At 67.9% G+C, this 20,852-nt stretch carries 16 protein-coding genes; 8 read left to right on the top strand and 8 right to left on the bottom strand.

The annotated features are described in order from the left end of the window. Window positions 1-19 precede the first annotated feature (19 nt). From ACEN9H_RS12780 to ACEN9H_RS12805, 6 genes are all read right to left on the bottom strand, one after another. A complete protein-coding gene (locus tag ACEN9H_RS12780; RefSeq protein ID WP_413675047.1) occupies window positions 20-1,360 on the bottom strand; it encodes an FGGY-family carbohydrate kinase in 1,341 nt (446 codons plus the stop codon). Beyond that, on the bottom strand, window positions 1,357-2,376 hold the full coding sequence (locus ACEN9H_RS12785) for an ABC transporter permease (protein ID WP_413675048.1): 1,020 nt from the start codon (window positions 2,374-2,376) through the stop codon (window positions 1,357-1,359). Before ACEN9H_RS12785 ends, ACEN9H_RS12780 begins: the two co-directional genes overlap by 4 nt. Then, window positions 2,373-3,371 carry an ABC transporter permease gene (locus ACEN9H_RS12790; RefSeq protein WP_413675049.1) on the bottom strand — a complete coding sequence of 333 codons (999 nt, stop codon included), beginning with the start codon at window positions 3,369-3,371 and terminating at the stop codon, window positions 2,373-2,375. Before ACEN9H_RS12790 ends, ACEN9H_RS12785 begins: the two co-directional genes overlap by 4 nt. Then, entirely contained in the window at window positions 3,368-4,879 is a 1,512-nt protein-coding gene (locus tag ACEN9H_RS12795) for a sugar ABC transporter ATP-binding protein (protein ID WP_413675050.1), read from the bottom strand. The genes ACEN9H_RS12790 and ACEN9H_RS12795 overlap by 4 nt, the downstream gene beginning before the upstream one ends. A gap of 112 nt (window positions 4,880-4,991) precedes the next feature. Further along, window positions 4,992-5,999, bottom strand: coding sequence for a rhamnose ABC transporter substrate-binding protein (rhaS, locus tag ACEN9H_RS12800; RefSeq protein WP_056125520.1), 1,008 nt, complete (start codon window positions 5,997-5,999; stop codon window positions 4,992-4,994). Further along, complete coding sequence (locus ACEN9H_RS12805; RefSeq protein WP_056329878.1) at window positions 5,996-6,898, bottom strand: DeoR/GlpR family DNA-binding transcription regulator; 903 nt, start codon at window positions 6,896-6,898, stop codon at window positions 5,996-5,998. The genes rhaS and ACEN9H_RS12805 overlap by 4 nt, the downstream gene beginning before the upstream one ends. Window positions 6,899-7,218: 320 nt before the next feature. Between ACEN9H_RS12805 and ACEN9H_RS12810 the strand changes: the two genes are divergently transcribed. The 5 genes from ACEN9H_RS12810 (at window position 7,219) to ACEN9H_RS12830 (ending at window position 15,014) form a co-directional block, all read left to right on the top strand. Beyond that, complete coding sequence (locus ACEN9H_RS12810) at window positions 7,219-9,327, top strand: bifunctional rhamnulose-1-phosphate aldolase/short-chain dehydrogenase (RefSeq protein ID WP_413675051.1); 2,109 nt, start codon at window positions 7,219-7,221, stop codon at window positions 9,325-9,327. A 59-nt stretch (window positions 9,328-9,386) separates the two neighbouring features. Further along, on the top strand, window positions 9,387-10,682 hold the full coding sequence (gene rhaI, locus ACEN9H_RS12815; protein WP_413675052.1) for an L-rhamnose catabolism isomerase: 1,296 nt from the start codon (window positions 9,387-9,389) through the stop codon (window positions 10,680-10,682). 119 nt (window positions 10,683-10,801) lie between these two features. Further along, the gene (locus ACEN9H_RS12820) at window positions 10,802-13,483 is read left to right on the top strand and encodes a glycosyl hydrolase (RefSeq protein WP_413675053.1); all 2,682 of its coding nucleotides are present in this window, start codon (window positions 10,802-10,804) and stop codon (window positions 13,481-13,483) included. A gap of 14 nt (window positions 13,484-13,497) precedes the next feature. After that, window positions 13,498-14,700 (top strand): glycoside hydrolase family 88/105 protein, encoded by a 1,203-nt coding sequence (locus ACEN9H_RS12825; RefSeq protein ID WP_413675054.1) that lies wholly within the window; start codon window positions 13,498-13,500, stop codon window positions 14,698-14,700. Further along, window positions 14,697-15,014 carry an L-rhamnose mutarotase gene (locus tag ACEN9H_RS12830; protein ID WP_413675055.1) on the top strand — a complete coding sequence of 106 codons (318 nt, stop codon included), beginning with the start codon at window positions 14,697-14,699 and terminating at the stop codon, window positions 15,012-15,014. Before ACEN9H_RS12825 ends, ACEN9H_RS12830 begins: the two co-directional genes overlap by 4 nt. Window positions 15,015-15,380: 366 nt before the next feature. Here ACEN9H_RS12830 and ACEN9H_RS12835 read toward each other — a convergent pair whose 3' ends face one another. Next, on the bottom strand, window positions 15,381-16,301 hold the full coding sequence (locus tag ACEN9H_RS12835) for an alpha/beta hydrolase (RefSeq protein ID WP_413675056.1): 921 nt from the start codon (window positions 16,299-16,301) through the stop codon (window positions 15,381-15,383). A 46-nt stretch (window positions 16,302-16,347) separates the two neighbouring features. On the opposite strand from ACEN9H_RS12835, the gene ACEN9H_RS12840 reads away from it, so the two are divergent. Further along, a complete protein-coding gene (locus ACEN9H_RS12840) occupies window positions 16,348-16,980 on the top strand; it encodes a DUF1080 domain-containing protein (RefSeq protein ID WP_413675057.1) in 633 nt (210 codons plus the stop codon). Window positions 16,981-16,985: 5 nt separating this feature from the next. Here ACEN9H_RS12840 and ACEN9H_RS12845 read toward each other — a convergent pair whose 3' ends face one another. Continuing rightward, complete coding sequence (locus tag ACEN9H_RS12845; protein ID WP_413675058.1) at window positions 16,986-18,314, bottom strand: hypothetical protein; 1,329 nt, start codon at window positions 18,312-18,314, stop codon at window positions 16,986-16,988. A gap of 159 nt (window positions 18,315-18,473) precedes the next feature. Here ACEN9H_RS12845 and ACEN9H_RS12850 point away from each other — a divergent pair, with 159 nt between their 5' ends. Beyond that, window positions 18,474-20,162: a rhamnogalacturonan acetylesterase gene (locus ACEN9H_RS12850; protein WP_413675059.1), complete on the top strand. Its 1,689-nt coding sequence runs from the start codon at window positions 18,474-18,476 to the stop codon at window positions 20,160-20,162. Then, window positions 20,159-20,842 carry a DUF6250 domain-containing protein gene (locus ACEN9H_RS12855; RefSeq protein ID WP_413675060.1) on the top strand — a complete coding sequence of 228 codons (684 nt, stop codon included), beginning with the start codon at window positions 20,159-20,161 and terminating at the stop codon, window positions 20,840-20,842. The genes ACEN9H_RS12850 and ACEN9H_RS12855 overlap by 4 nt, the downstream gene beginning before the upstream one ends. Window positions 20,843-20,852 lie beyond the last annotated feature (10 nt).

Genomic DNA, 20,852 nt, shown 5'->3' on the forward strand with positions numbered 1-20,852 from the left:
CCGGCGCCCGTGCCGGCCGTCACCCGAGCGCAGCACGCCAGCGGGCCCGGTAGGCCGCCAGTCCGGCGGGCGCGCAGGGCGCGATCGCGGTGCTGGTGCCCGGTGGCGCCGCATCGCGATAACGCAGCATCCACCCGCCGCAGGTGGTGCCGCTCGCATCGTCCGAATACGACACCGGCTGCTGCGGGCGCAGCGCCCCGAGCAGGGGGCCGAACCACGGGTTCGACGTAAAACTGCCTTCGACGGCGAGCGGGCCCGCGGCGCCCAGCGCGTCGAGGCAGTAATCCGTCATGAGCACGCAGTACAGCGTCGCGAGCGCATAGCGTTCCTGCGCGTCCGCGGGCGGCGGGCCCTCGATGCGGCCGCTGCGGCCCGCGAACGGCCCGCCCGTCGCGGCGAAGCAGGGCAGCGCCAGCGTGCCTTGCGCGACGAGGCGTTCGATCGTATCGACGCCGCAGGGCGTCGGCGTGGCGCCCGCCAGCTCGCCGAATTCGCGCCCACCCATGAAGCGCATGCACGCGACGGGCTGGCCCAGCGCATTCGTGTTCGCGAGCATGTCGGCCCGTTCGCGCAACCCGTCCAGCGCGCTGCCGAAGGCCGCGGCGATCATCCACGTGCCCGTCGACAGCACCGTGCCTTCGCTGCGGCCGAGGTAGCGCAGCAGCGACGCGTTGCTGTCGTGGATGCCGCACAGGACCTGGCAGTCCGCGGGCAGCCACGTGGCGGCCGCGATCCCGGGCCGCAGCGTGCCCAGCGCCGCGTGCGCAGGCGCGAGGGGCGGCATCAGGTCCGTCCAGCCCATGCGGCCGACGAGGCTCGAATACGCCTGCGTGCGCGGGTTCCACAGGTCCGTGTGACAGCCCAGCGACGTCGCTTCCGACGCCGCCACGCCGCACAGGCGCCAGGCCCAGTACTGCGGATACATGAGGATGTGCTTGGTGCGCCCGAACTCGCGCGGGAAGCGCGCCTGCAGCCACGCGAGCTGGCGGCCCAGGTTCAGGCCCGCCGGCAGGCGCGGGGACAGCGTCTCGTCGTAGGACGGACCGTCGTACTCGACGCCCGGCAGCTCCGCCTCGTAGTCGAGCACGGGCAGCACGAGCCCCGCGTCGTCGACCAGCGCGGCGGTCGCGCCGTGCGTGACGGGCACGATGGCCGACACGTGCGCCCGCGCGGCAAACCCGCGGCACGTGGCGAGCAGCCAATCCCACAGGCCGTCCGTGTCGAGGTGGGCATAGGGTCCATCTGCTAGCACCGTGTTCGGGCGGCGCTGCTCCGAGATGACCTTGCCGCCGGCATCGATCAGCGCCAGCTTGGCGTTCGTCTTGCCGATGTCGAGGACGATCAGGGCGTCCGGCATCATGCGCCCCGCGCGCGCCGCATGCGCAGGAGCTTCGGCAGCGCGATGGTCACGAGCAGCAGCACGCCCACGACGATCGTCATGTAGATGCCGGGGATGTTGGCGAGCGACAGCCCGTACGTGACGGTGCCCATCGTGAGCACGGCCAGCATCACGCCGGCGATGGTGCCGGCGCCGCCCGCGATGCTGACGCCGCCCAGGATCACCATCGTGATCACTTCCAGCTCCCAGCCGGTGGCGATGTTCGGGCGCGTGCTGCCGATGCGGCCCGTGAGCAGGAAGGCGGCCAGGCCGGCCATTGCCCCCGTCAGCATGAACAGCGCGAGGCGGTAGCGGTCCACCGCGATGCCGGAAAAGCGCGCCGCCTCCGGGTTGTTGCCGATGGCGTAGATGCGGCGGCCCCAGCTCGTCGTGTGCAACAGCACGGCGAACAGCGCGGCGCACACGAGCAGGACGACGAATTCGCGCGGGACGATGCCGAAGAAGTAGCCCTGGCCCCAGTCGGCCATCAGCTGCGGATAGCCGGTGAACGCCTTGTCGCCGAGGACGACGCTGGCCAGGCCGCGGTACAGCGACACGGTGCCGATCGTGACGACGATCGACGGCAGTGCGAAGCGCGTCACGAGCACGCCGTTCAGGAAGCCGCACGCGGTGCCCGTGGCCAGCGCGACGAGCGGCAGGCTTTCGGCCGGGAAGCCGGCGCCTTTCGCCAGGCCCATCGCGACGGACGACAGCGCGAGGGTGCCGGCGACGGAGATGTCGATCTCGCGGCAGATGATCAACAAGGCCATCGGCAGTGCGATCAAGGCCTTCTCGCTGAAATTCTGCGTGCCGTCCAGCAGGTTGTACAGGTCCAGGAAGTGCGGCAGCGCGATGCTGTTCGCGACGAAGACCACGACGAACAGCATGGCCAGCAGGCTTTCCCAGCGCCCGAGGATCGTTTTCAGGCGCGGCGTTTCGCGGTCGAGGATCGTGTAGCGCGACGTTTTTTCAGTTTGCATCGTGGTGGTCGGGTTCACGCGGCACTCCGTTTGGGTTGGGCGTCCGTGCCGTGCAGCGGCAGGATCTGGCGGCTGCGGCGGCCGGCGCCGCGGGCGTTGATCAGGACGGCGACGAGGATCACGAGGCCGGTGAGGGCGCTTTGCCAGAACGGCGACACCTGCAGCACGGGCAGCGCGTTGCTGATCACGGTGAGGAACAAGGCGCCGAGCGTCGCGCCGAGCACCGTGCCGACGCCGCCGCCGATGGAGACGCCACCGATCACGCACGCGGCGATCACGGTGAATTCGAAGCCGTAGGCGATTTCCGTGTAGGCGACGGCATAGCGCGCCACCCACAGGTAGCCGCACAGGCCGGCGACGGCACCGGACAGCGCATACGTTCCGAGCAGGCGCCGGTGGCTCGGGATGCCGATGTAGCCCGCGCATTGCGGCGCGTTGCCGATGGCGTACAGGTCGCGGCCAAAGCGGGTGCTGCGTGCGATCCAGGCCATGAGCGCGAGCGTGGCGGCCGCGATCCACACGAGGTGCGGGAGGCCCAGCAGGCGGTCGAGCGGGAACGCGATGAAGTGAGGCGGCATCTGATGCGCCGACACCCACGCGCCGCCGGACAGCACGAACACGGCGCCGCGGTAGACGCTCATCGTGCCCAGCGTGACGACGATGGGCGGCAGTTCCAGGAAGCCGATCAGCCAGCCGTTGACGAGACCGAGCCCGAGGCCCACGGCGACGGCCGCCAGCATGATCAGCGCCAGCGGCAAGCCGGGATAATGGGCACCCAGCATCGCGGCGACCATGCCGGACAGCGCCAGGTTCGAGGCGACGGACAGGTCGACGCCGCGCGTGACGATGACGAGCATCTGCGTGAGCGCCAGCATCACGAGCAGCGTGCTGTCCGTGACGAGGTTGGCGAGCGAGCCGGCCGACAGGAAGACCGGTGCGCGCAGGCCGACGGCCACGACGAGCAGCACGACCATCGCCGCCAGCAGCGGTTCGCGTTGTTTCAGGATGTTCATGCGGCCTCCATGGTCAGGCCGGATGCGGCCGCGACGACCGCTTCCGGCGTCGCATCAAGGCGCAGGAATTCGCGCTGCACGCGGCCGTGGTGCATGACGACGATGCGGTCCGCCATGCCCAGCACTTCCGGCAGTTCGGACGACACGAGAATCACGGACAGCCCGCGCGCCACGAGCTGGCTGATGAAGCGGTGCACGGCCGCTTTCGAGCCGATGTCGATGCCCTTGGTCGGCTCGTCGAGGATGATCACTTTCGGATCCGTCGCGAGCCATTTGCCGAGGACGACCTTTTGCTGGTTGCCGCCCGAGAGCTCGGCCACGTGCTGCGTCAGGTGGCTCGCCTTGAGTTCCAGCTGTTCCGCAAAGTGGCGCGCGATGGTCGCTTCCTGCTTGCCGCGGCCGCGCAGGAAGAAGCCGATGCGCGACAGGATCGGCAGCGTGATGTTGTGCTGGATCGGCATCGTCAGGTGCGCGCCGTGGTGCTGGCGGTCTTCCGGCACGTAGGCGATGCCCAGCGCGATCGCTTCGCTGGGCGAGCGCGCCATCACGGGCCGGCCGTCCAGCGTGACGCACCCGGAGACGCCTGGCGTCAGGCCGAACAGCGCCTGCATCACCTCGGATCGGCCGGCGCCCACGAGGCCGTAGAAGCCGAGGATCTCGCCGCGGCGCAAGGTAAAACTGACGTCGTCGAATTCGGTGGGATGGGTCAGGTTCTGCACGACGAGCAGCGGCTCGCCGATCTCGGCCTCCGCCTTCGGATACGCCTGGTGCACGGCGCGGCCGACCATCAGCGCGACGAGTTCCTGTTCAGTGATGTCGGCCAGGCGCCCCTCGGCGACGAACTGGCCGTCGCGCAGCACGGTGTAGCAGTCGGCCACCTCGAAGATCTCGTCGAACTTGTGCGAGATGAAGATGACGGCGGTGCCGGCCGCTTTCAGTTGGTCGATGATGCGGTACAGCTCCCGGATCTCGCGCTGCGACAGCGCGGCCGTCGGTTCGTCCATGATGACGACGCGGGCATCCTGGGCGAGGGCGCGCGCGATCTCGACGAAGTGGCGCTGCGCGACCGACAGGTCTTTTACGCGCGCCCTCACGGGCAGAGCGACTTCCAGGCGGGCGAACAGGGCTTCCGCCTCGCGCTCGATCTGCGCCCAGTCGATACGCCCCGCCCGTACGGGCTGGCGGCCGACGTAGATGTTCTCGGCGACGGAGAGTTCGTCGAACATGACGGTCTCCTGGTGCACGGCGGTGATCCCGGCGGCCATCGCTTCCTGCGGGCTCGCGAAGCAAACGGGCTTGCCGTCGAGCGACAGGGTGCCGGCGTCCGGGCGGTAGATGCCCGTGAGCGTCTTCACGAGCGTGGACTTGCCGGCGCCGTTCTCGCCGATCAGGGCCATGCATTCGCCGGCGCGGATCGTGATGTTCACGCCGTTCAGGGCATGGATGCCGTTGAAGCGCTTGCTGATGCCGGTCAGTTGGAGGACCGGGGGTGTTTGGGTGGCTGGCATGAGTAATAGTCGGCATGTGTGCCGTCATTCCCGCGGACGCGGGAATCCATGCTGAGCCGAATTCGGTCGCTCAGTATGGGTTCCCGCCTGCGCGGGAACGACGGGCTGGTGGTCAGAACAGTTTCGCGAACTTGTCGACGTTGTCCGCGTTGTACGTGAACGGCGGCCCCAGCGCGGCCTCGCGATTGGCATCCAGCGTGACGCTGCCCAGCCGTCCGACGGACACGCTGGCACCCGGCTTCGCCTCGACCTTGCCCTTCACGAACTGGTCGGCCGCGTAGGTGGCGGCGTAGCCCAGGTCGATCGGATTCCAGATCGCGAATTCCTTCACGGCGCCGCTCTTCACGTGGCCCGCCATTTCGGACGGCAGGCCGAGGCCCGTCACGTAGACCTTGCCGACGAGGTGTTCGTCCGCCACGGCCTTGCTGGCCGCGACGATGCCGACGGTGGTCGGCGCGATGATCGCCTTCAGGTCGGGATGGCTGCGCAGCAGGCCGATCGCCTCGCGGTAGCTCTTGTCCGACTGGTCGTCGCCGTACACGGTGGCCACCAGCTTGATCTTCGAATACTCGGGTTTTTCCAGCACCTTCTTCATCACGCCGATCCAGATGTTCTGGTTCGTCGCCTGCGCGGAAGCCGAGAGGATCGCGATCTCGCCCGCGCCCCCGATCTCGTCGGCCGCCATCTGGATCTGCTTCTCGCCGATCAGTTGCGCGTTCGACGGATTCAGTTGCATCTGCCGGCCTTCGGGCGCGAGGCCGCTGTCGAACGAGACGACCTTGATCCCGCGTTGCATCGCCTTCTTCGCGATTGGCACCAGCGCGTTCGGGTCGTTCGCCGAGATCACGATCGCGTCGACCTTCTGGCTGATCAGCGAGTTGATGATCTCGATCTGGCCTTCGGCGCTGGGCGTCGTCGGACCTGTATAGATCACTTCGACGTCGCCGAGCTGTTTCGCCGCTTCGTCGGCGCCCGTGTGGGCCGCGTCGAAGAAGCCGTTGCCGAGGTTTTTCACGACCATCGCGATGCGCGTCTTCTCCGGCTTCTTCTCGGCGCAGCCGGCGACACCGGCCAGGACGCCGACGGCCGCCAGCGCGAGCAGGGTGGTTTTAAGCTTCAATGTGCGGCCTCCAGTTGCGCGTCCAGCCGCGGGTCGAGCTGCGCGTCCAGGTGGAACAGCGCGGCGGATTGCAGGTCGAACTGCGGATTAAAAAAAGGCGCCCCGACGTTCGGCGCCACTTCGTCCGGTTCGACGGTGACGACCTTGACGCCGTACTGCTCGAGCGTCTGTACGGCCTTGTCGGAGGCGCCGGTGTCCGTGATGACGGTCGATACGCGATCGAGGCCGCACAGGATCAGGCCCGCCTTGCGCGCGAACTTGGAGCTGTCGGCCAGCACGATCAGTTCCTCCGCCTGGCTGATCAAACGCTTCTCCGCCTGGATCAGCAGCGGGTCCGCTTCCATCAGGCCGAGCAGCGACAGGCCGTAGACGCTCATGAACATCTTGCCGGCGTAGTGGTGCTGGGTGATGTCGTTGTCGAACGGCGAGAGGATCACGTTCTGCTCGCGGTAGACCTTCCCGCCGGGGACGATGATCTCGTTCTCGCTCGAGACGAGCAGGCGCTCGGCCATCAGGAACGAATTGGTCAGGATCTTGAGGTGTTTGTCGGCCAGGAACTCGGCCATCATGAACGTCGTCGTGCCGCCGTTGATGATGATCGTTTCGCCGTCGGTGCACATGCCGGCCGCGTGGCGGGCGATGGCCCGTTTGCGGGCGGCGTAGCACTGGATGTTGTTCTGGAACGTTTCGCTCGACAGCGGGAACTGGCGCTTCTTGGGAAGCAGGTTCTCGGCGCCGCCGCGGGTGCGGGTGAGCAGGTTGCGGGCTGCGAGCCAGCTGATGTCGCGCCGGACCGTCGCCGGTGACGCGTTGAGCCATTCGACGAGCTGCTGGACCGTCGCCGTCTGGTGCTCGGCGAGCAGTTTCAGCAAACGCTTGCGGCGTTTGTGATTCACCATGTGTCTCCTCCTATGCCGTTTATGTAGTTGTGCGGCGGGAACAGCGTCGTACCGTGGGTCGCGCCGTCTGGGAAAAAGAGTAATGAGGAGTTGAAAGGCCGTCAATCGTTAAATGATCAAACGGTTGATTATTTGGCCGCCGCAGCGCGCTCAAATGCGCGTTTCGATCAACTAAATGATTAAATCGCTCTTGGTCACGATGTTGATCGATTCCGCGTTGACACTGATTGGGCCGCTGAATTCTACTGTGCCGGATGCCGCGACCGTGGTTCACGGCGCGGGCCAGACGACACACAACGCAAACACATGGAGACGTATTTATGGGTGCAATGAGCGCTACCTCCCACAAGGAACCGATCACGTCGCGCTGGGACGACCAGCACGCCGCCACGCTGAGCGAGCCCGAGCTGCTGCTGTACCGTTCCAATCTGCTCGGTTCCGACCTGCGCATCACGAACTTCGGCGGCGGCAATACGTCGGCCAAGATCGTCATGACGGATCCGCTCACGGGCGGGCAGGTCGACGTGCTGTGGGTAAAGGGCTCCGGCGGCGACCTGGGTTCGATCAAGCTGGACGGCTTCTCGACCCTGTACATGGACAAGCTGCAGGCCCTGAAACAGCGCTACCGCGGCCTGGAACACGAGGACGAGATGGTCGGCTACCTGCCGCACTGCACGTTCGACCTCAACCCGCGCGCCGCGTCGATCGACACGCCGCTGCATGCCTACATCGACCGCCGCCACGTCGACCACATGCACCCGGACGCGGTGATCGCGATCGCCGCGTGCAGGAACAGCCGCGCGCTGACCGAGAAGATCTTCGAAGGCGAACTGGGATGGCTGCCGTGGCAGCGTCCCGGCTACGATCTCGGACTCAAGCTCGAGAAACTGTCGCAGGAGCAGCCGCAGCTGAAGGGCATCATCCTCGAAGGCCACGGCCTGTTCACGTGGGGCGATACCGCCAAGTCGTGCTACGAGACGACGCTCGCGATGATCAAGCGCGCCGAGGAGTGGCTGGCCGCGAACGTCAGGCAACCCGTGTTCGGCGGCCCGGTCGCTCAAGCGCTGCCGGCCGATCAGCGTGCGGCGCTCGTCGCCCGCCTGATGCCGCTGCTGCGCGGGAAGATCAGCCAGCAGGAATTCAAGCTGGGCCACTTCGACGATTCAGACGCCGTGCTGGAATTCGTCTGCAGCGCCGACCTCGCGCCGCTGGCCGCGCTGGGCACGTCCTGCCCGGACCACTTCCTGCGCACGAAGATCCGCCCGCTGGTGCTGGACTTCGATCCGGCCGCCCCCGATTTTGATCGTCTGGTGTCCGGTCTCGATCAGGCGTTGAGCGATTACCGCGCGGACTACACCGCGTACTACGAGCGCTGCAAGCGCGACACGTCGCCAAAGATCCGCGACGCCAATCCGATCATCTACCTGATCCCGGGCGTGGGCATGCTGTCGTTCGCGAAGGACAAGGCGACGGCGCGCATCGCCGGCGAATTCTACGTCAATGCGATCAACGTGATGCGCGGCGCGAACGGTGTCGACGAGTACGTCGGCCTGCCGGAACAGGAAGCGTTCGACATCGAATACTGGCTGCTGGAAGAAGCGAAGCTGCAGCGCATGCCGAAGCCGAAGAGCCTCGCGGGCCGCATCGCCCTGGTGACCGGCGGCGCGGGCGGCATCGGCCAGGCCGTGGCGCGCCAGCTGCTGCAGGAAGGCGCATGCGTCATGCTGACGGATATCGATGCCGATGCGCTGGCAGGCGCCCGGGACAACCTCGTCAAGGTCGCCGGCAAGGACAACGTCGCGACCGTGCAGGCCAACATCACGAGCGAGGAGGAGGTGGGCGGCATCCTGTCCGCCGCCGCGCTGCGCTTCGGCGGCGTCGACCTGCTCGTGTCGAACGCGGGCATCGCCTCCGCGGCGCCGCTGGACGAGACGTCGCTGGAGGTCTGGAAGCGCAACCAGGACATCCTCGTCACGGGCTACTTCCTCGTGTCGCGCAACGCATTCCAGATCATGAAGCAGCAGAAGCTGGGCGGCAGTATCGTCTTCGTGGGCAGCAAGAACGGCCTCGTCGCGTCGGCCGGCGCGTCGGCGTACTGCACGGCGAAGGCGGCCGAGATCCACCTGGCCCGCTGCATCGCGCTGGAAGGCGCGGAACACGGCATCCGCGTCAACGTCGTCAATCCGGACGCCGTCATCCGCGGCTCGCGCATCTGGGACGGCAAGTGGAAGGAAGAGCGCGCCGCGTCGAACAAGATCGACACGGACGACGTGGAAGAGTTCTACCGCAAGCGCAGCATGCTCAAGAAGAGCGTGTTCCCGGAAGATATCGCGGAAGCCGTGTACTTCTTCATCAGCGAGAAGTCGGGCAAGAGCACCGGCAACGTGCTGAACGTGGATGCCGGCAACGCCGCGGCATTCACGCGATAATATCAATTCAGAAGAACAGCGGCACCGCCGGGCGCGGTGCCGCGACGACAGGAGACAACATGACGACCCTCATCGATGCCGGTCTGGTGGCCGACCATAACGCGCAGCTGGCGACCCGGCTGGAAGCCGACTACGACGCGCTCGGCGGCATGCTGGCCCGCCGCGGCCAGGATATCGAGGCATTGACGGCCCTCGCGCAGCGCTTCGCGGTCGCGGTCCCCAGCTGGGGCGTGGGCACGGGCGGCACCCGCTTCGCGCGCTTCGCGGGCCGCGGCGAACCGCGCAACGTGTTCGAAAAACTGGACGACTGCGCCGTCATCAACGAGCTGACCCGCGCCACGCCTGCGGTCTCTCCGCACTTCCCGTGGGACCGCCCGACGGATGCGAAGGAGCTGCGCCAGAAGGCCGACGACCTGGGCCTCGCCTTCGACGCCGTCAACTCGAATACCTTCCAGGACCAGCAGAACCAGGAACACACGTATAAATACGGCAGCCTGACGGCGAACAGCAGCGCCACGCGCGCGCAGGCCGTGAAGCACAACATCGAATGCATCGAACTCGGACGCGAACTCGGGTCGAAGGCGCTGACGGTATGGGTCGGCGACGGCGCCAACTTCCCCGGCCAGCACAACCTGCGCGGCGCGCTGGAGCGCTACCTGGACAGCATGCGCGAGATCTACGCGGCGCTGCCGGACGACTGGAACGTCTTCATCGAACATAAACTGTTCGAGCCGGCGTTCTACGCGACGACCATCGCCGACTGGGGCACGAGCTTCGCGTGCGCGACGGCGCTGGGTCCGAAGGCGAAATGCCTCGTCGACCTGGGCCACCATGCGCCGAACACGAACATCGAAATGATCGTCGCGCGCCTGGCGCAGTTTGGCAAGCTGGGCGGCTTCCACTTCAACGACAGTAAATACGGCGACGACGACCTGGACTCCGGCTCGATCAACCCGTTCCAGCTGTTCCTGGTCTTCAACGAGCTGGCCGACGCGGCGCTGCGCGAAGGCCCTGCGTTCAAGCCGGCCTACATGCTGGACCAGTCGCACAACGTGACCGACCCGGTGGAGAGCCTGATGAACAGCGCGGTGGAAGTTCAGCGCGCGTACGTTCAGGCCGCGCTGGTCGACCGTGCGCAACTGGCGGAGCTGCAGGAATCGAACGACGTGCTGCTGTCGGCGCAGGCGCTGAAGCAGGCGTTCCGCACGGACGTGTCGCCCATCCTGGCGATGGCGCGCGTGCGCTCGGGCGGCGCGGCCGATCCGGTGGCGTGCTACCGGGCCAGCGGGTATCGGGACAAGGTCGCGAGCGCGCGGCCGGCGAAGGCGGGGGCGAGCAGCAGCGGGATCGTGTGAATGACCGTCGCCCCCGCGAAGGCGGGGGCCCAATTTTGCGCGTGTTCACGCGACACTTGGGTTCCCGCCTGCGCGGGAACGACGTTGGTTATTGATCAGTCGCTCCAGGAGTTCCCCCCATGAGCAAGCCCTTGCTGGCGCTCGCCCTGTCGTGCGCCTTCTCCGCGCACGCGGCCGGCCCGTCCACGACGTTCGCCGACGTCGCCCGACACCTGCAGGCGCCGCCGCCCGACGCGCGCCCCATGATGCGCTGGTGGTGGTTCGGCCCCGCCGTCGTCAAGTCCGAGCTGGAACGCGAGATCCTCGCGATGAAGGCCGGCGGCATCGGCGGTTTCGAGATCCAGCCCGTGTACCCGATGGAGCTCGACGATGCCGCGCGCGGCATCCGCAACGTCCCGTACCTGTCTCCCGAATTCCTCGATGCGGTGAGTTTCGCCAACCGCACGGGCCGCGCCAACGGCATGCGCGTCGACATGACCCTGGCCAGCGGCTGGCCGTACGGCGGGCCGCACGTCACGGTCGGCGAGGCCGCGGCGCGGCTGCGCCAGGCCGTCGTCGACGTGCCGGTCGGCGCGGCGAGCTTTGCACTGCCGGCCGTCATGAGCGGCGAACAGCCGATCGCGGCCTTCGTGGGCCCGGGCGTCGATCCCGCGTCGCTGAAACCGCTGCAGGTACAGGCGGGTGCCGACGGCCGCGCGGCGATCGCGCCGGCCGACGCGCCCCGCAAGGTCGTCGTGTACATCGCCAGCCGCACCGGCCAACAGGTCAAGCGCGCGGCGCTGGGCGCGGAAGGCTTCGTGCTGGACCACCTGAGCCGCAAGGCTGTCGACCATCACCTTGCCGCGGTCGCCGAGCCCCTGATGAAAGCGTTCGGCGATGCGCCGCCGTATGCCGTGTTCTCGGACAGCCTGGAGGTCTACAACACCGACTGGACCGACGATTTCGCGGCGGAGTTCAAGCGCCGTCGGGGCTACGACATCGTGCCGCACCTGCCGGCCGTGTTCACGGGGCAGGGGCCGGACGCGCCCGCGCTGCGCCGTGACTGGGCGCTGACGCAGACGGAACTCGTCAATGAGCGCTACCTGACGCCCATCGACGACTGGGCGAAGAAACACGGCACGCAATTCCGTTCGCAGACGTATGGCGAGCCGGCCGTGTCGCTGTCCAGCAACCGCCTCGTCGCGCTGCCCGAAGGCGAAGGGCCGCAGTTCCGCGAATTCTCGTTCACGCGCCTCGCCACGTCGGCGGGTCACCTGTACGGCCGGCCCGTGATCTCGGCGGAGACGTGGACGTGGCTCCATTCGCCCGCGTTCGCCGCGACGCCGCTGGACATGAAAGTGGAGGCGGACCGCATGCTGCTGCAAGGCGTGAACCAGTTCATCGGCCACGGCTGGCCCTACACGCCGCCCGGCACGATCGAACCCGGGTATGCGTTCTACGCGGCCGCCGTGTTCAACGACCACAACCCGTGGTGGAACGTGATGCCGCAGGTGACAGGCTATCTGACCCGCATGAGCTGGCTGATGCGCCAGGGCGAGCCCGCGAACCAGGTTGCCGTGCTGCTGCCGAACGACGACGTGTATGCGGCCCTCGTGCCGGGCAAGGTGTCGCTGTCGGCCGAGATGCACACGCACGTGACGCCGGCGCTGACGGCGCAGATCCTCGACGCGGGCCAGAACCTCGACTACACCGATGCCGAGGCGATCCTGGCGCTGGGCGTGCGCCACCCGGTGCTCGTACTGCCACACGTGACGCGGCTCGCGCCCGAGGTGATCGACAAGCTGGCGGTGTACGTGCGCGGCGGTGGGCACATCATCGCGGTGGGCGGCACGCCGTCGCTGGCGCCCGGCTATCGCGATGCGGCGCGCGTGTCCGCGGCCGTGGCGGCGAAAGCCAGGGCGCTGTTCGCGAGCCCGAACGTGCGCATCGTCGCGCACGACGATGCCGTCGGCGCCGCGCTGCAGGCCGTGCTGGCGCCGGACATGAAGCTGTCGGCGCAGGCCTCCGACGTCGGTTTCGTGCGCCGCAAGCTGCGCGACGCGGACATCTATTTCATCGCGAATACGAGCAACCGGCCCGTGCATGCGCAGGCCTCGTTCGCGGCGGCGCGCAAGGCGGCCGTGTGGATCGATCCGGACAGCGGCCGCATGACGGCGGCCGCCTTGCCGGCCTCGCTCGACCTGGCCCCGTACGAATCGCGCGTGCTCGTGCTGGCGGACGCGCTGCCGCCGGCCCCGGCGCCGGTGGCCGCCTCGACGGAGATCGCCGACCTGGGCCGCGACTGGAGCCTGCGCTTCCCCGGCGGGGCGCAATCGCAACGTCTCGCCGCGCTGCGCTCGTGGACGGATGACGAGGCGACGCGCTATTTCTCGGGCGTCGCCACCTATGAAAAAGACGTCGAGCTCACGGCTGCGCAACTGCGCTCGTCACGGCTCGTGCTGGATTTCGGTCCCGGCACGCCGCTGGAATCGGCGCCGAAAGTCCCGGCCGGCATGCGCGCGATGTTCGACAGTCCCGTGCGCGAAGCGGCGCAGGTGGTCGTCAATGGCCGCCTTGCGGGCGCCGTGTGGCATCCGCCGTATGCCGTCGACGTCACGGGCTTCCTGCAGCCTGGCCGTAACCGCATCGAGGTGCGCGTCGCCAATCTTGCGCTGAATGCGCTGGCGGGCCACGCGCTACCGGATTACCGGCTGCTGTCGGCCCGCTATGGCCAGCGCTTCGTCCCGCAGGACACGGCGTTGATCGCACCGCAGCCGGCCGGCCTGCTGGGCCCCGTCAAGCTGCTGGGTGCGGGCCAATAAAAATGGAGAACGACATGATCAAGACCCGACGACTCACCCTGCTGGCCGCAAGCCTCGCGCTGGCGCTGCCGGCGCTCGCGCAGACGACCGGCTACCCGCAACCGACGCCCGCCATGCAGGCCATCATCGACAAGGACATCAGCCGCCACTTCGGCGACGCGCCGGCCGACGCGGGTCCGCTGGCGACGGACCTGTCGCCCGAGCTGACGCCCGCCGCGATCGACAAGGCATTGCGCAAGGTGGCCGACTGGCAGCTCGCGCGCTCGCAGCCTTACTTCTCGCGCATCTGGACGGAGAGCGTGATGTACACGGGCTTCATGGCCGCCTCGGAAGCGACCGGCGACCCGAAATACCGCGACGCGATGCTCGCGATGGCGCGCCATTTCGACTTCCAGGAGCGCGACCGCCTGCCGAACGCGGACGACCTGTCGATCGCGCAGACCTATCTCGACCTGTACTTCCAGGAGAAGAACCCGGGCATGCTGCGCCTGACGAAGGCCGAGATGGACGACCTGCTGCCGCTGGCGACGCTCAAGCCCAACGATCCGCGCATCCCGTGGTGGTGGTGCGACGCGCTGTTCATGGCGCCGCCCGTGTGGGCCAAGATGTTCAAGGCGACGGGCGAGCGTAGATATCTCGACTACATGCACCTGAACTGGAAGCGCACGTACGATCTCCTGTACGACAAGGACGAGCATTTGTACGCGCGCGACGCCAGCTACAAGGACAAGCGCGAGGCGAACGGCAGGAAGATCTTCTGGTCGCGCGGCGAAGGCTGGGTGATGGGCGGCCTGGCGCGCGTGCTGGACTACGTGCCGGCGGACGATCCGCAGCGCGGCTTCTATGTGCAGCAGCTGCGCGAGATGTCGGAAAAGCTCGCGTCGCTGCAGGGCGCGGATGGCCTGTGGCATGCGGGCCTGCTCGATCCGAAGACGTATCCGCTGCCGGAAATCTCGGGCTCCGCCCTGTTCGTGTACGGCATGGCGTATGGCGTGAACCACGGCCTGCTCGACGGCGCGAAGTACCGGCCCGTGATCGCGAAGGCCTGGGCCGGGATCCTGAAGAACGTGTACGCGGACGGCCGCGTCGGCAATATCCAGCAGACGGGCGCCGAACCGGCGTTCTACCGTCCTTCGTCCAGCTACGACTACGGCGTCGGCGGCTTCATGCTGGCGGCGGCGGAACTGAAGCGCATGGCGCAGGGAGGCGCGCGATGACCGAGACCAGGGCCTTCATCATGCGCCTCAAGCCGGGGAACGTGGACGAGTACAAGCGCCGCCACGACGACATCTGGCCGGAACTGGCGGACCTGCTGCGCGCGTCCGGCATCTACGATTATTCGATCTTCCTCGACGAGGCGGCGTTGCAGCTGTTCGCGGTGCTGAAGCTGCGTGACGGCCATACGGCCGCCGCGCTGCCCGAGCATCCCGTCATGCGGCGCTGGTGGGATGCCATGGCGCCGCTGATGGAGGTGGAGCCGGGGAACCGGCCGAAGGAGTGGACTTTGAGGCAGGTGTTTCATCTGGAGTGACCGTCGGCGCCACCAACGTCGCCCCCGCGAAGGCGCACTGCTGTCCGGAATAATTTTTACCGTCGAAAATAGGACCGCCATAGGGGAAAACCGTCGTTCCCGCGAAAGCGGGAACCCATGCTGACTGCTCGAAGTCGACTCTTTGTAGCCAACGAGGTGGAAATGAGGAACGTAGTTAGCATACTCAGTATGGATTCCCGCTTGCGCGGGAAGGACGATGCTATTTTTGACGGTTTTTGAAAACAATATTCCGGACACTAGTGCGCGAAGGCGGGGCCCCAATTTTTCGCGCGTTGCGTCAGCGCGAAACTGGATTCCCGCCAAGGCGGACGGCCAGTCCGGGAATGACGTTTTACGGACCATTCGTTATCGGGCCGGGTCGAGCAACCCCCGCGCCTTGAGCCATTCCTCCGCCCGTTTCGGCCACGCCGACGCCGTCCCGAGCCCCGCCCGCATTCCCATCCCATGCGACCCATGCTCGAACAGATACATCTCTGCCGGTACCTTCGCCCGCGTCAGCGCCTGGTAGAACAGGATGCTGTTCTCGACCGGCACCGTCTGGTCTTCCTGCGTGTGGATCAGGAGTGTCGGCGGCGTGGCGGCCGTGACTTGCTGCTCGACCGACATCAGCCGCACATCGGCCGCGGACGGGTTGGCACCCAGCAGGGCCTTGCGCGAACCGGCGTGCACCGCCGGGCCGTCCATCGTGATCACCGGGTACATCAGCACGAGGAAGTCGGGCCGGGCGCTGATCCTGTCGAGGTCCGCGCCCGTGCGGCCCAGCGGGTGGTCGTACAGCGTGCCCGCGCTGGCCGCGAGGTGGCCCCCCGCGGAGCTGCCCATCACGCCGATGCGGTCCGGGCGGATGTGGTACCGTGCCGCCTGGGACCGCACGAGGCGGACGGCGCGCAGCACGTCGCGCAGCGGCGCCGGGTGGCCGAACTCCTGCATGCGATACTTGAGCACGAAGCTCGTGATGCCGAGGGTGCCGAGCCATGCCGCATATTGCTCGCCTTCGCGCGCCGTGGACAGCCGCACGTAGCCGCCGCCGGGGCAGATGATGACGGCGGTGCCGTTCGGGCGGTCGACGGCGGGGCCGTACACGGTCAACGTCGGCTCGCTCACGTTGGACACGCGGCCGTCGTCGACGTGTTCCGGACCGAGGCCGGGCTTCGCATCCGGCACGCCCTCGGGCCACAGCGGGATCGTGGCCGTGGCGGGAATTTGCGGCGTGGCGAAGGCGGCGTCGACGGCTCCGGCGAGCAGGGTGCCGGCGACGAGTTTCATGGTGCGTCTCCTGGTTTCATTCGAACGATTCATTTGAGGTCCTGACATGGTAAAGCTTGGATGGTTGGGCAGCGCACTGTTGTGCGCGGGTTTGCTGGGGTGTGCGTCGACGCCGGCGCGCGTCGATGGTCCGCTCGGCGCATTGGATATCGTGACGACGCCGGTCGCCGCGCTGGACACCGTCTGGCAGCCGCGCGCCGACGGTGTCATCGCAGTGGCGGGCAAGCCGTCCGGCTTCATCGCCACGCGCGACACGTACACGGATTATCGCCTGCACGTGGAATGGCGCTGGACCGGCAAGCCGGGCAACGGCGGCGTGCTGCTGCACGTGGCGTCCGGGCCGAAGGACGGCGTGTGGCCGTACAGCATCCAGGTGCAGACCAAGCACGGTGCGGTCGGCGACCTGCTGCCAATGGCGGGTGCGACGTTCAACGAACCGCTGACGACGGTGCCGGGCGCCTACCCGCCGATCAAGGCGCACGTCGCCGCGGACAGCGAGCGTGCGCCTGGCGAGTGGAACAACATGGACGTGCTGGTGCGCGGCGGCTGCATCGACGTGACGATCAACGGCGTCGCGCAGAACGCCGTCACGATCGCGCAGCCGGCGACCGGGCGCATCGGCTTCCAGCTCGAAGGCACGCCGTACGAGCTGCGTAACCTGCGCGTCGAACGGCTGTAGGACGGTCAGCGTTTCAGCCATGCTTCCGGCACCGGCACGATGCAGATGTTCAGCGTGCGGCCATCCGCCGACAGCATCGCGGACTGGATCTCGATGCGCGTGCCGTCCGGGCTGAACGTCGGGTGAGGGTGGTCGGCGGCCGTCGTCTTGTGGCCCGTCGTCAGCAATATCATCTCGTGCGAGGCGCGGTCGATCAGGTACAGGCTGCGGCTGAAATCGTCGCCGACGGCGAAGCGGCCGTCGCTGGACCCGTGCACGTGCCAGAAGCCGCTGCCGGACGGCGTCTGGCCGACGATCTGCATCTGGCGCGTGCGCAGGTTGACGATCGCGAGGCCGCTCGGCTTTTCACGCGTGCCGGTCCGGCCCCAGCCGTCGTCCTGGCCGGGATTCGCGCCGCCGACGTCGGTGCCCGGCGCGTCCACCGCGGCCGCCGCGCCGGGGATCGCGCGGTGGCCCATGATGGCGAGGGCTACTTCGTCCTTGCCGATCACCGCTTCGTGCGTCACCCATTCGTACGACGCTTCCGGGTACAGCGGGCGCAGGCCGCTGCCATCCGCCTTCACGGTCCACGTGCGCTGCGGCGACTTGCCGCCCGTCTCCCAGCAGAACACGATCTCGCCGGCATTCCACAGATTCGCCTGGATGTGGCCCACCTGGAACGGCACCGACACGACGTGGCGCACCTCGCCCGTACGCACGTTCACGCGCGCGATGCCGGCGGGACCGGCGCCCATCTTGCGCGGGCCGAACGCGGGCTCCAGCTTCGTGCCCGGCGCCAGGTGACGGGCCGCCTCGTGCGGGCCGACGCGGACGTACAGCCATTCCTCGTCGGCGTCCAGCGCCGTGTCGCCATAGGCTTCCATCGAGGCAGGCAGGGTCGCGGCCACGCGCTGGTAGCTGGCCGCGTCGCCCATGCGGCCGGCCGCGCTGTCCGCGAGCACGCGCGCGAGGTCGACCTCGACGACTTGCCGGTCGTCGCCCGCGCGGCGCAGGAAATACAGCTTCATCGATTTGCGGGCCGCGTTCAGCATGCCCTCGTAGCCGCCTTCCGTGACCTGCACGATGTCGCCGGTCTTTTCATTGACCGCCATCGCCTCGTTGCCGGCCAGGTGAGAACGGAAGATCAGCCACTGGCCGTCCGCCGTCCACTGCGGGTGCGTCTGGTAGATCTTCGAATCGCCATGCGGGCGGCTCGTGAGAAAGGTCAGGCGGGTGCCGGTGACGGGATCGACGACTTCCTTCCGTTCGGACGGGAAGCGCTGGCCGATGGCGGCGCAAGCATCGACGGATGCGAGCAGGGCGCAGCACAATGTGAATACGGCGCATGGGCGCATGGGCGGTCTCCTTGTTGTTGGAATCGGATCATTGTTGCAGCGGCGGCTGCGCACAACCGATCATTTTCCTGATTCTTTAGTCGCCCCCGTTTTGACGGCGGACGGCGCGAGCATAGAATGCAACGCAGAACAGAACAGAACAACCAACGGAATCCCGCCATGCCGCTGCATCCCGCCCTGCGCCGACTGCTCCACGCCGTGCTCATCCTCCTCGCCATCGCGAGCGTCCACGCCCAGCCGCTGCCCGCCGCCGTCAATACCGACCCGGCCCGCGCCCAGGTCACGCTGCCGGAGCCCGCGAATCCAGCGCTGCCGTCGCTGATCCTGATCGGCGATTCGACGGTCCGCAACGGCCGCGACGACGGCCAGGGCAAGGGCGCGGCGGGCCAGTGGGGATGGGGCAATCCGGTCGCCGCCTGGTTCGATCCGGCCAAGGTGAACGTCGTCAACCGCGCCGTCGGCGGACTCTCGAGCCGCACCTACGTCACGAGTGGCCACTGGGAGCGCACGCTGGCCTTCGTCAGGCGGGGCGACATCGTCGTGATGCAGTTCGGTCACAACGACGCCGGCGCCGTCAACGACACGAGCCGTGCACGCGGCACGATCCGCGGCATCGGCGACGAGACGGAGGAGATCGACAACCTCCTCACGCACAGGCACGAGACCGTGCACACCTACGGCTGGTACCTGCGCAAATTTGTGGCCGACATCCGCGCGAAGGGCGCCACGCCCGTCATCTGCTCGCCGATCCCGCACAAGCAGTGGGATGCGGCCGGCCACGCGAAGCGCGACCGCGACACGTACGGCGGCTGGGCCGCGGCGGTGGCGCAGGCGGAGCATGTCGGCTTCATCGACCTGAACGAGGGCATCGCGCGCCGCTACGACGCGCTGGGCCATGACGCCGTCGTCCAGCTGTTCCCGCAGACGACGCCGGACGAGCACACGCACACCAACTGGGCCGGCGCCGTCCTGAATGCGCAAGTCGTGGTGGAAGGCATGAAGGCGCTGGGCGATCCGCGCATCGCCGCGTGGCTGAAGCCCCAGGCGCCCGTGAATCCGCAGCCGCCCGTGCGCGAGGACGACCGTCCCGTCGTCGACGCGCGCTCGGTGCGCGCCGAGGCACCGCGCGACGCCAGCCTGCCTACCTTGTACCTCGTCGGCGATTCGACGGTGAAGAGCGGCGGCGTGAACGGCGCCATCGGCTGGGGCGAGCGCATCGCCGCGTACTTCGATGCCCGCAAAATCAACGTGGTGAACGCGGCGATCGGCGGCCGCAGCAGCCGCACCTACTTCACGGAAGGACGCTGGGACAAGGTGCGCGACCAGTTGAAGCGCGGCGACGTCGTGCTGATCCAGTTCGGCCACAACGACGGCGGCCGCATCGGCGACCCGGCGATGAAGAACCGCGCGTCGGCGCCGGGCACCGGTCCTGAGACCGTCGAGGACACGCGTCCGGACGGCACGAAGGAACAGGTGCACAGCTTCGGCTGGTACATGGCGCGCTACGTGGCGGATGCGAAGGCGAAGGGCGCCACCGTGGTCCTCGTGGCGCCCGTGCCCCACCGCGACCGGTGGCAGGAAGGCCGCGACTTCGCGTCGTTTGCCGACTGGGACCGCCAGGTCGCCGAGGCCAACGGCGCGCTGTTCATGGACCTCACGCTGCTCGTGGCCGACGGCTACAGGCGGATCGGCGCGGCCAGGGTGGACACGCTGTTCGCCGACGCGCGCACGCACACGAATGCGGCGGGCGCCGAGTTCAACGCGGAGCGCGTCGTGGCCGGCCTGAAGGCGCTGCCGGGCAATCCGCTGAGCGCATATTTCGCCGACCGCGCGCTGGCCGCGCAATGAGGTCCGCACTGATCTTGTGGATGGCGCTGTGCGGCGCCGCGCATGCCGCCGACTGCACCGCATGGGGCCGGCCCGGCGCGGTGCTGTTCCAGGACGATTTCAGCAGGCCGTTGGCGGGCTGGGTGGCCGAGTATGCGCGCACGCCGGGCAACGTCGTCGAGAACCGGGACGGGCGCCTCGTGATGGACGTCGACGGCGGCGCCACCGTGTGGCTGGACCGTCCGCTGTACGGCAATGTCCTGATCAGTTTTACGCGCCGCGTACTCGTCGACGGCGGGAAGAACGACCGCCTGTCCGACCTGAACGTGTTCTGGATGGCGCGCGATCCGCGGCGCGCCGAGCTCTTTACGCGCAGCGGCAAGTTCGCGGACTACGACGACCTGTCGCTGTACTACGTGGGCATCGGCGGCAACCGCAACACGACGACGCGCATGCGCCGCTATGGCGCGGGCCGCCGCGAACTGGTCGCCGAGTACACCAACGGCGCGCATCTGCTGGAACCGGACCACGACTACCGCATCGAGATCGCGGTGTACGAGGGCTGCACGCGCGTGCGCGTGGACGGCAATACGTGGTTCACGTATCGCGACCCGCATCCATTGACGTCCGGCTGGTTCGGGCTGCGCACGACGTGGTCGCGCCAGGCGGTGGACGACCTGAAAATACAACGACTCGACTGACAGGAGACAT

It is taken from the genome of Massilia cellulosiltytica, from assembly GCF_047325105.1.
Taxonomy (GTDB): Bacteria; Pseudomonadota; Gammaproteobacteria; order Burkholderiales; family Burkholderiaceae_D; genus Telluria; species Telluria orientalis.

Bases quoted from the DNA above. Each gene is read 5' to 3' on its own strand.
- ACEN9H_RS12855 (WP_413675060.1), top strand. From the start codon at position 20,159: ATGAGGTCCGCACTGATCTTGTGGATGGCGCTGTGCGGCGCCGCGCAT.
- ACEN9H_RS12805 (WP_056329878.1), bottom strand. From the start codon at position 6,898: ATGGTGAATCACAAACGCCGCAAGCGTTTGCTGAAACTGCTCGCCGAG.
- ACEN9H_RS12840 (WP_413675057.1), top strand. From the start codon at position 16,348: ATGGTAAAGCTTGGATGGTTGGGCAGCGCACTGTTGTGCGCGGGTTTG.
- ACEN9H_RS12835 (WP_413675056.1), bottom strand. From the start codon at position 16,301: ATGAAACTCGTCGCCGGCACCCTGCTCGCCGGAGCCGTCGACGCCGCC.
- rhaI (WP_413675052.1), top strand. From the start codon at position 9,387: ATGACGACCCTCATCGATGCCGGTCTGGTGGCCGACCATAACGCGCAG.
- ACEN9H_RS12780 (WP_413675047.1), bottom strand. From the start codon at position 1,360: ATGATGCCGGACGCCCTGATCGTCCTCGACATCGGCAAGACGAACGCC.
- ACEN9H_RS12825 (WP_413675054.1), top strand. From the start codon at position 13,498: ATGATCAAGACCCGACGACTCACCCTGCTGGCCGCAAGCCTCGCGCTG.
- ACEN9H_RS12810 (WP_413675051.1), top strand. From the start codon at position 7,219: ATGGGTGCAATGAGCGCTACCTCCCACAAGGAACCGATCACGTCGCGC.
- ACEN9H_RS12795 (WP_413675050.1), bottom strand. From the start codon at position 4,879: ATGCCAGCCACCCAAACACCCCCGGTCCTCCAACTGACCGGCATCAGC.
- ACEN9H_RS12830 (WP_413675055.1), top strand. From the start codon at position 14,697: ATGACCGAGACCAGGGCCTTCATCATGCGCCTCAAGCCGGGGAACGTG.
- ACEN9H_RS12845 (WP_413675058.1), bottom strand. From the start codon at position 18,314: ATGCGCCCATGCGCCGTATTCACATTGTGCTGCGCCCTGCTCGCATCC.
- ACEN9H_RS12790 (WP_413675049.1), bottom strand. From the start codon at position 3,371: ATGAACATCCTGAAACAACGCGAACCGCTGCTGGCGGCGATGGTCGTG.
- ACEN9H_RS12820 (WP_413675053.1), top strand. From the start codon at position 10,802: ATGAGCAAGCCCTTGCTGGCGCTCGCCCTGTCGTGCGCCTTCTCCGCG.
- ACEN9H_RS12850 (WP_413675059.1), top strand. From the start codon at position 18,474: ATGCCGCTGCATCCCGCCCTGCGCCGACTGCTCCACGCCGTGCTCATC.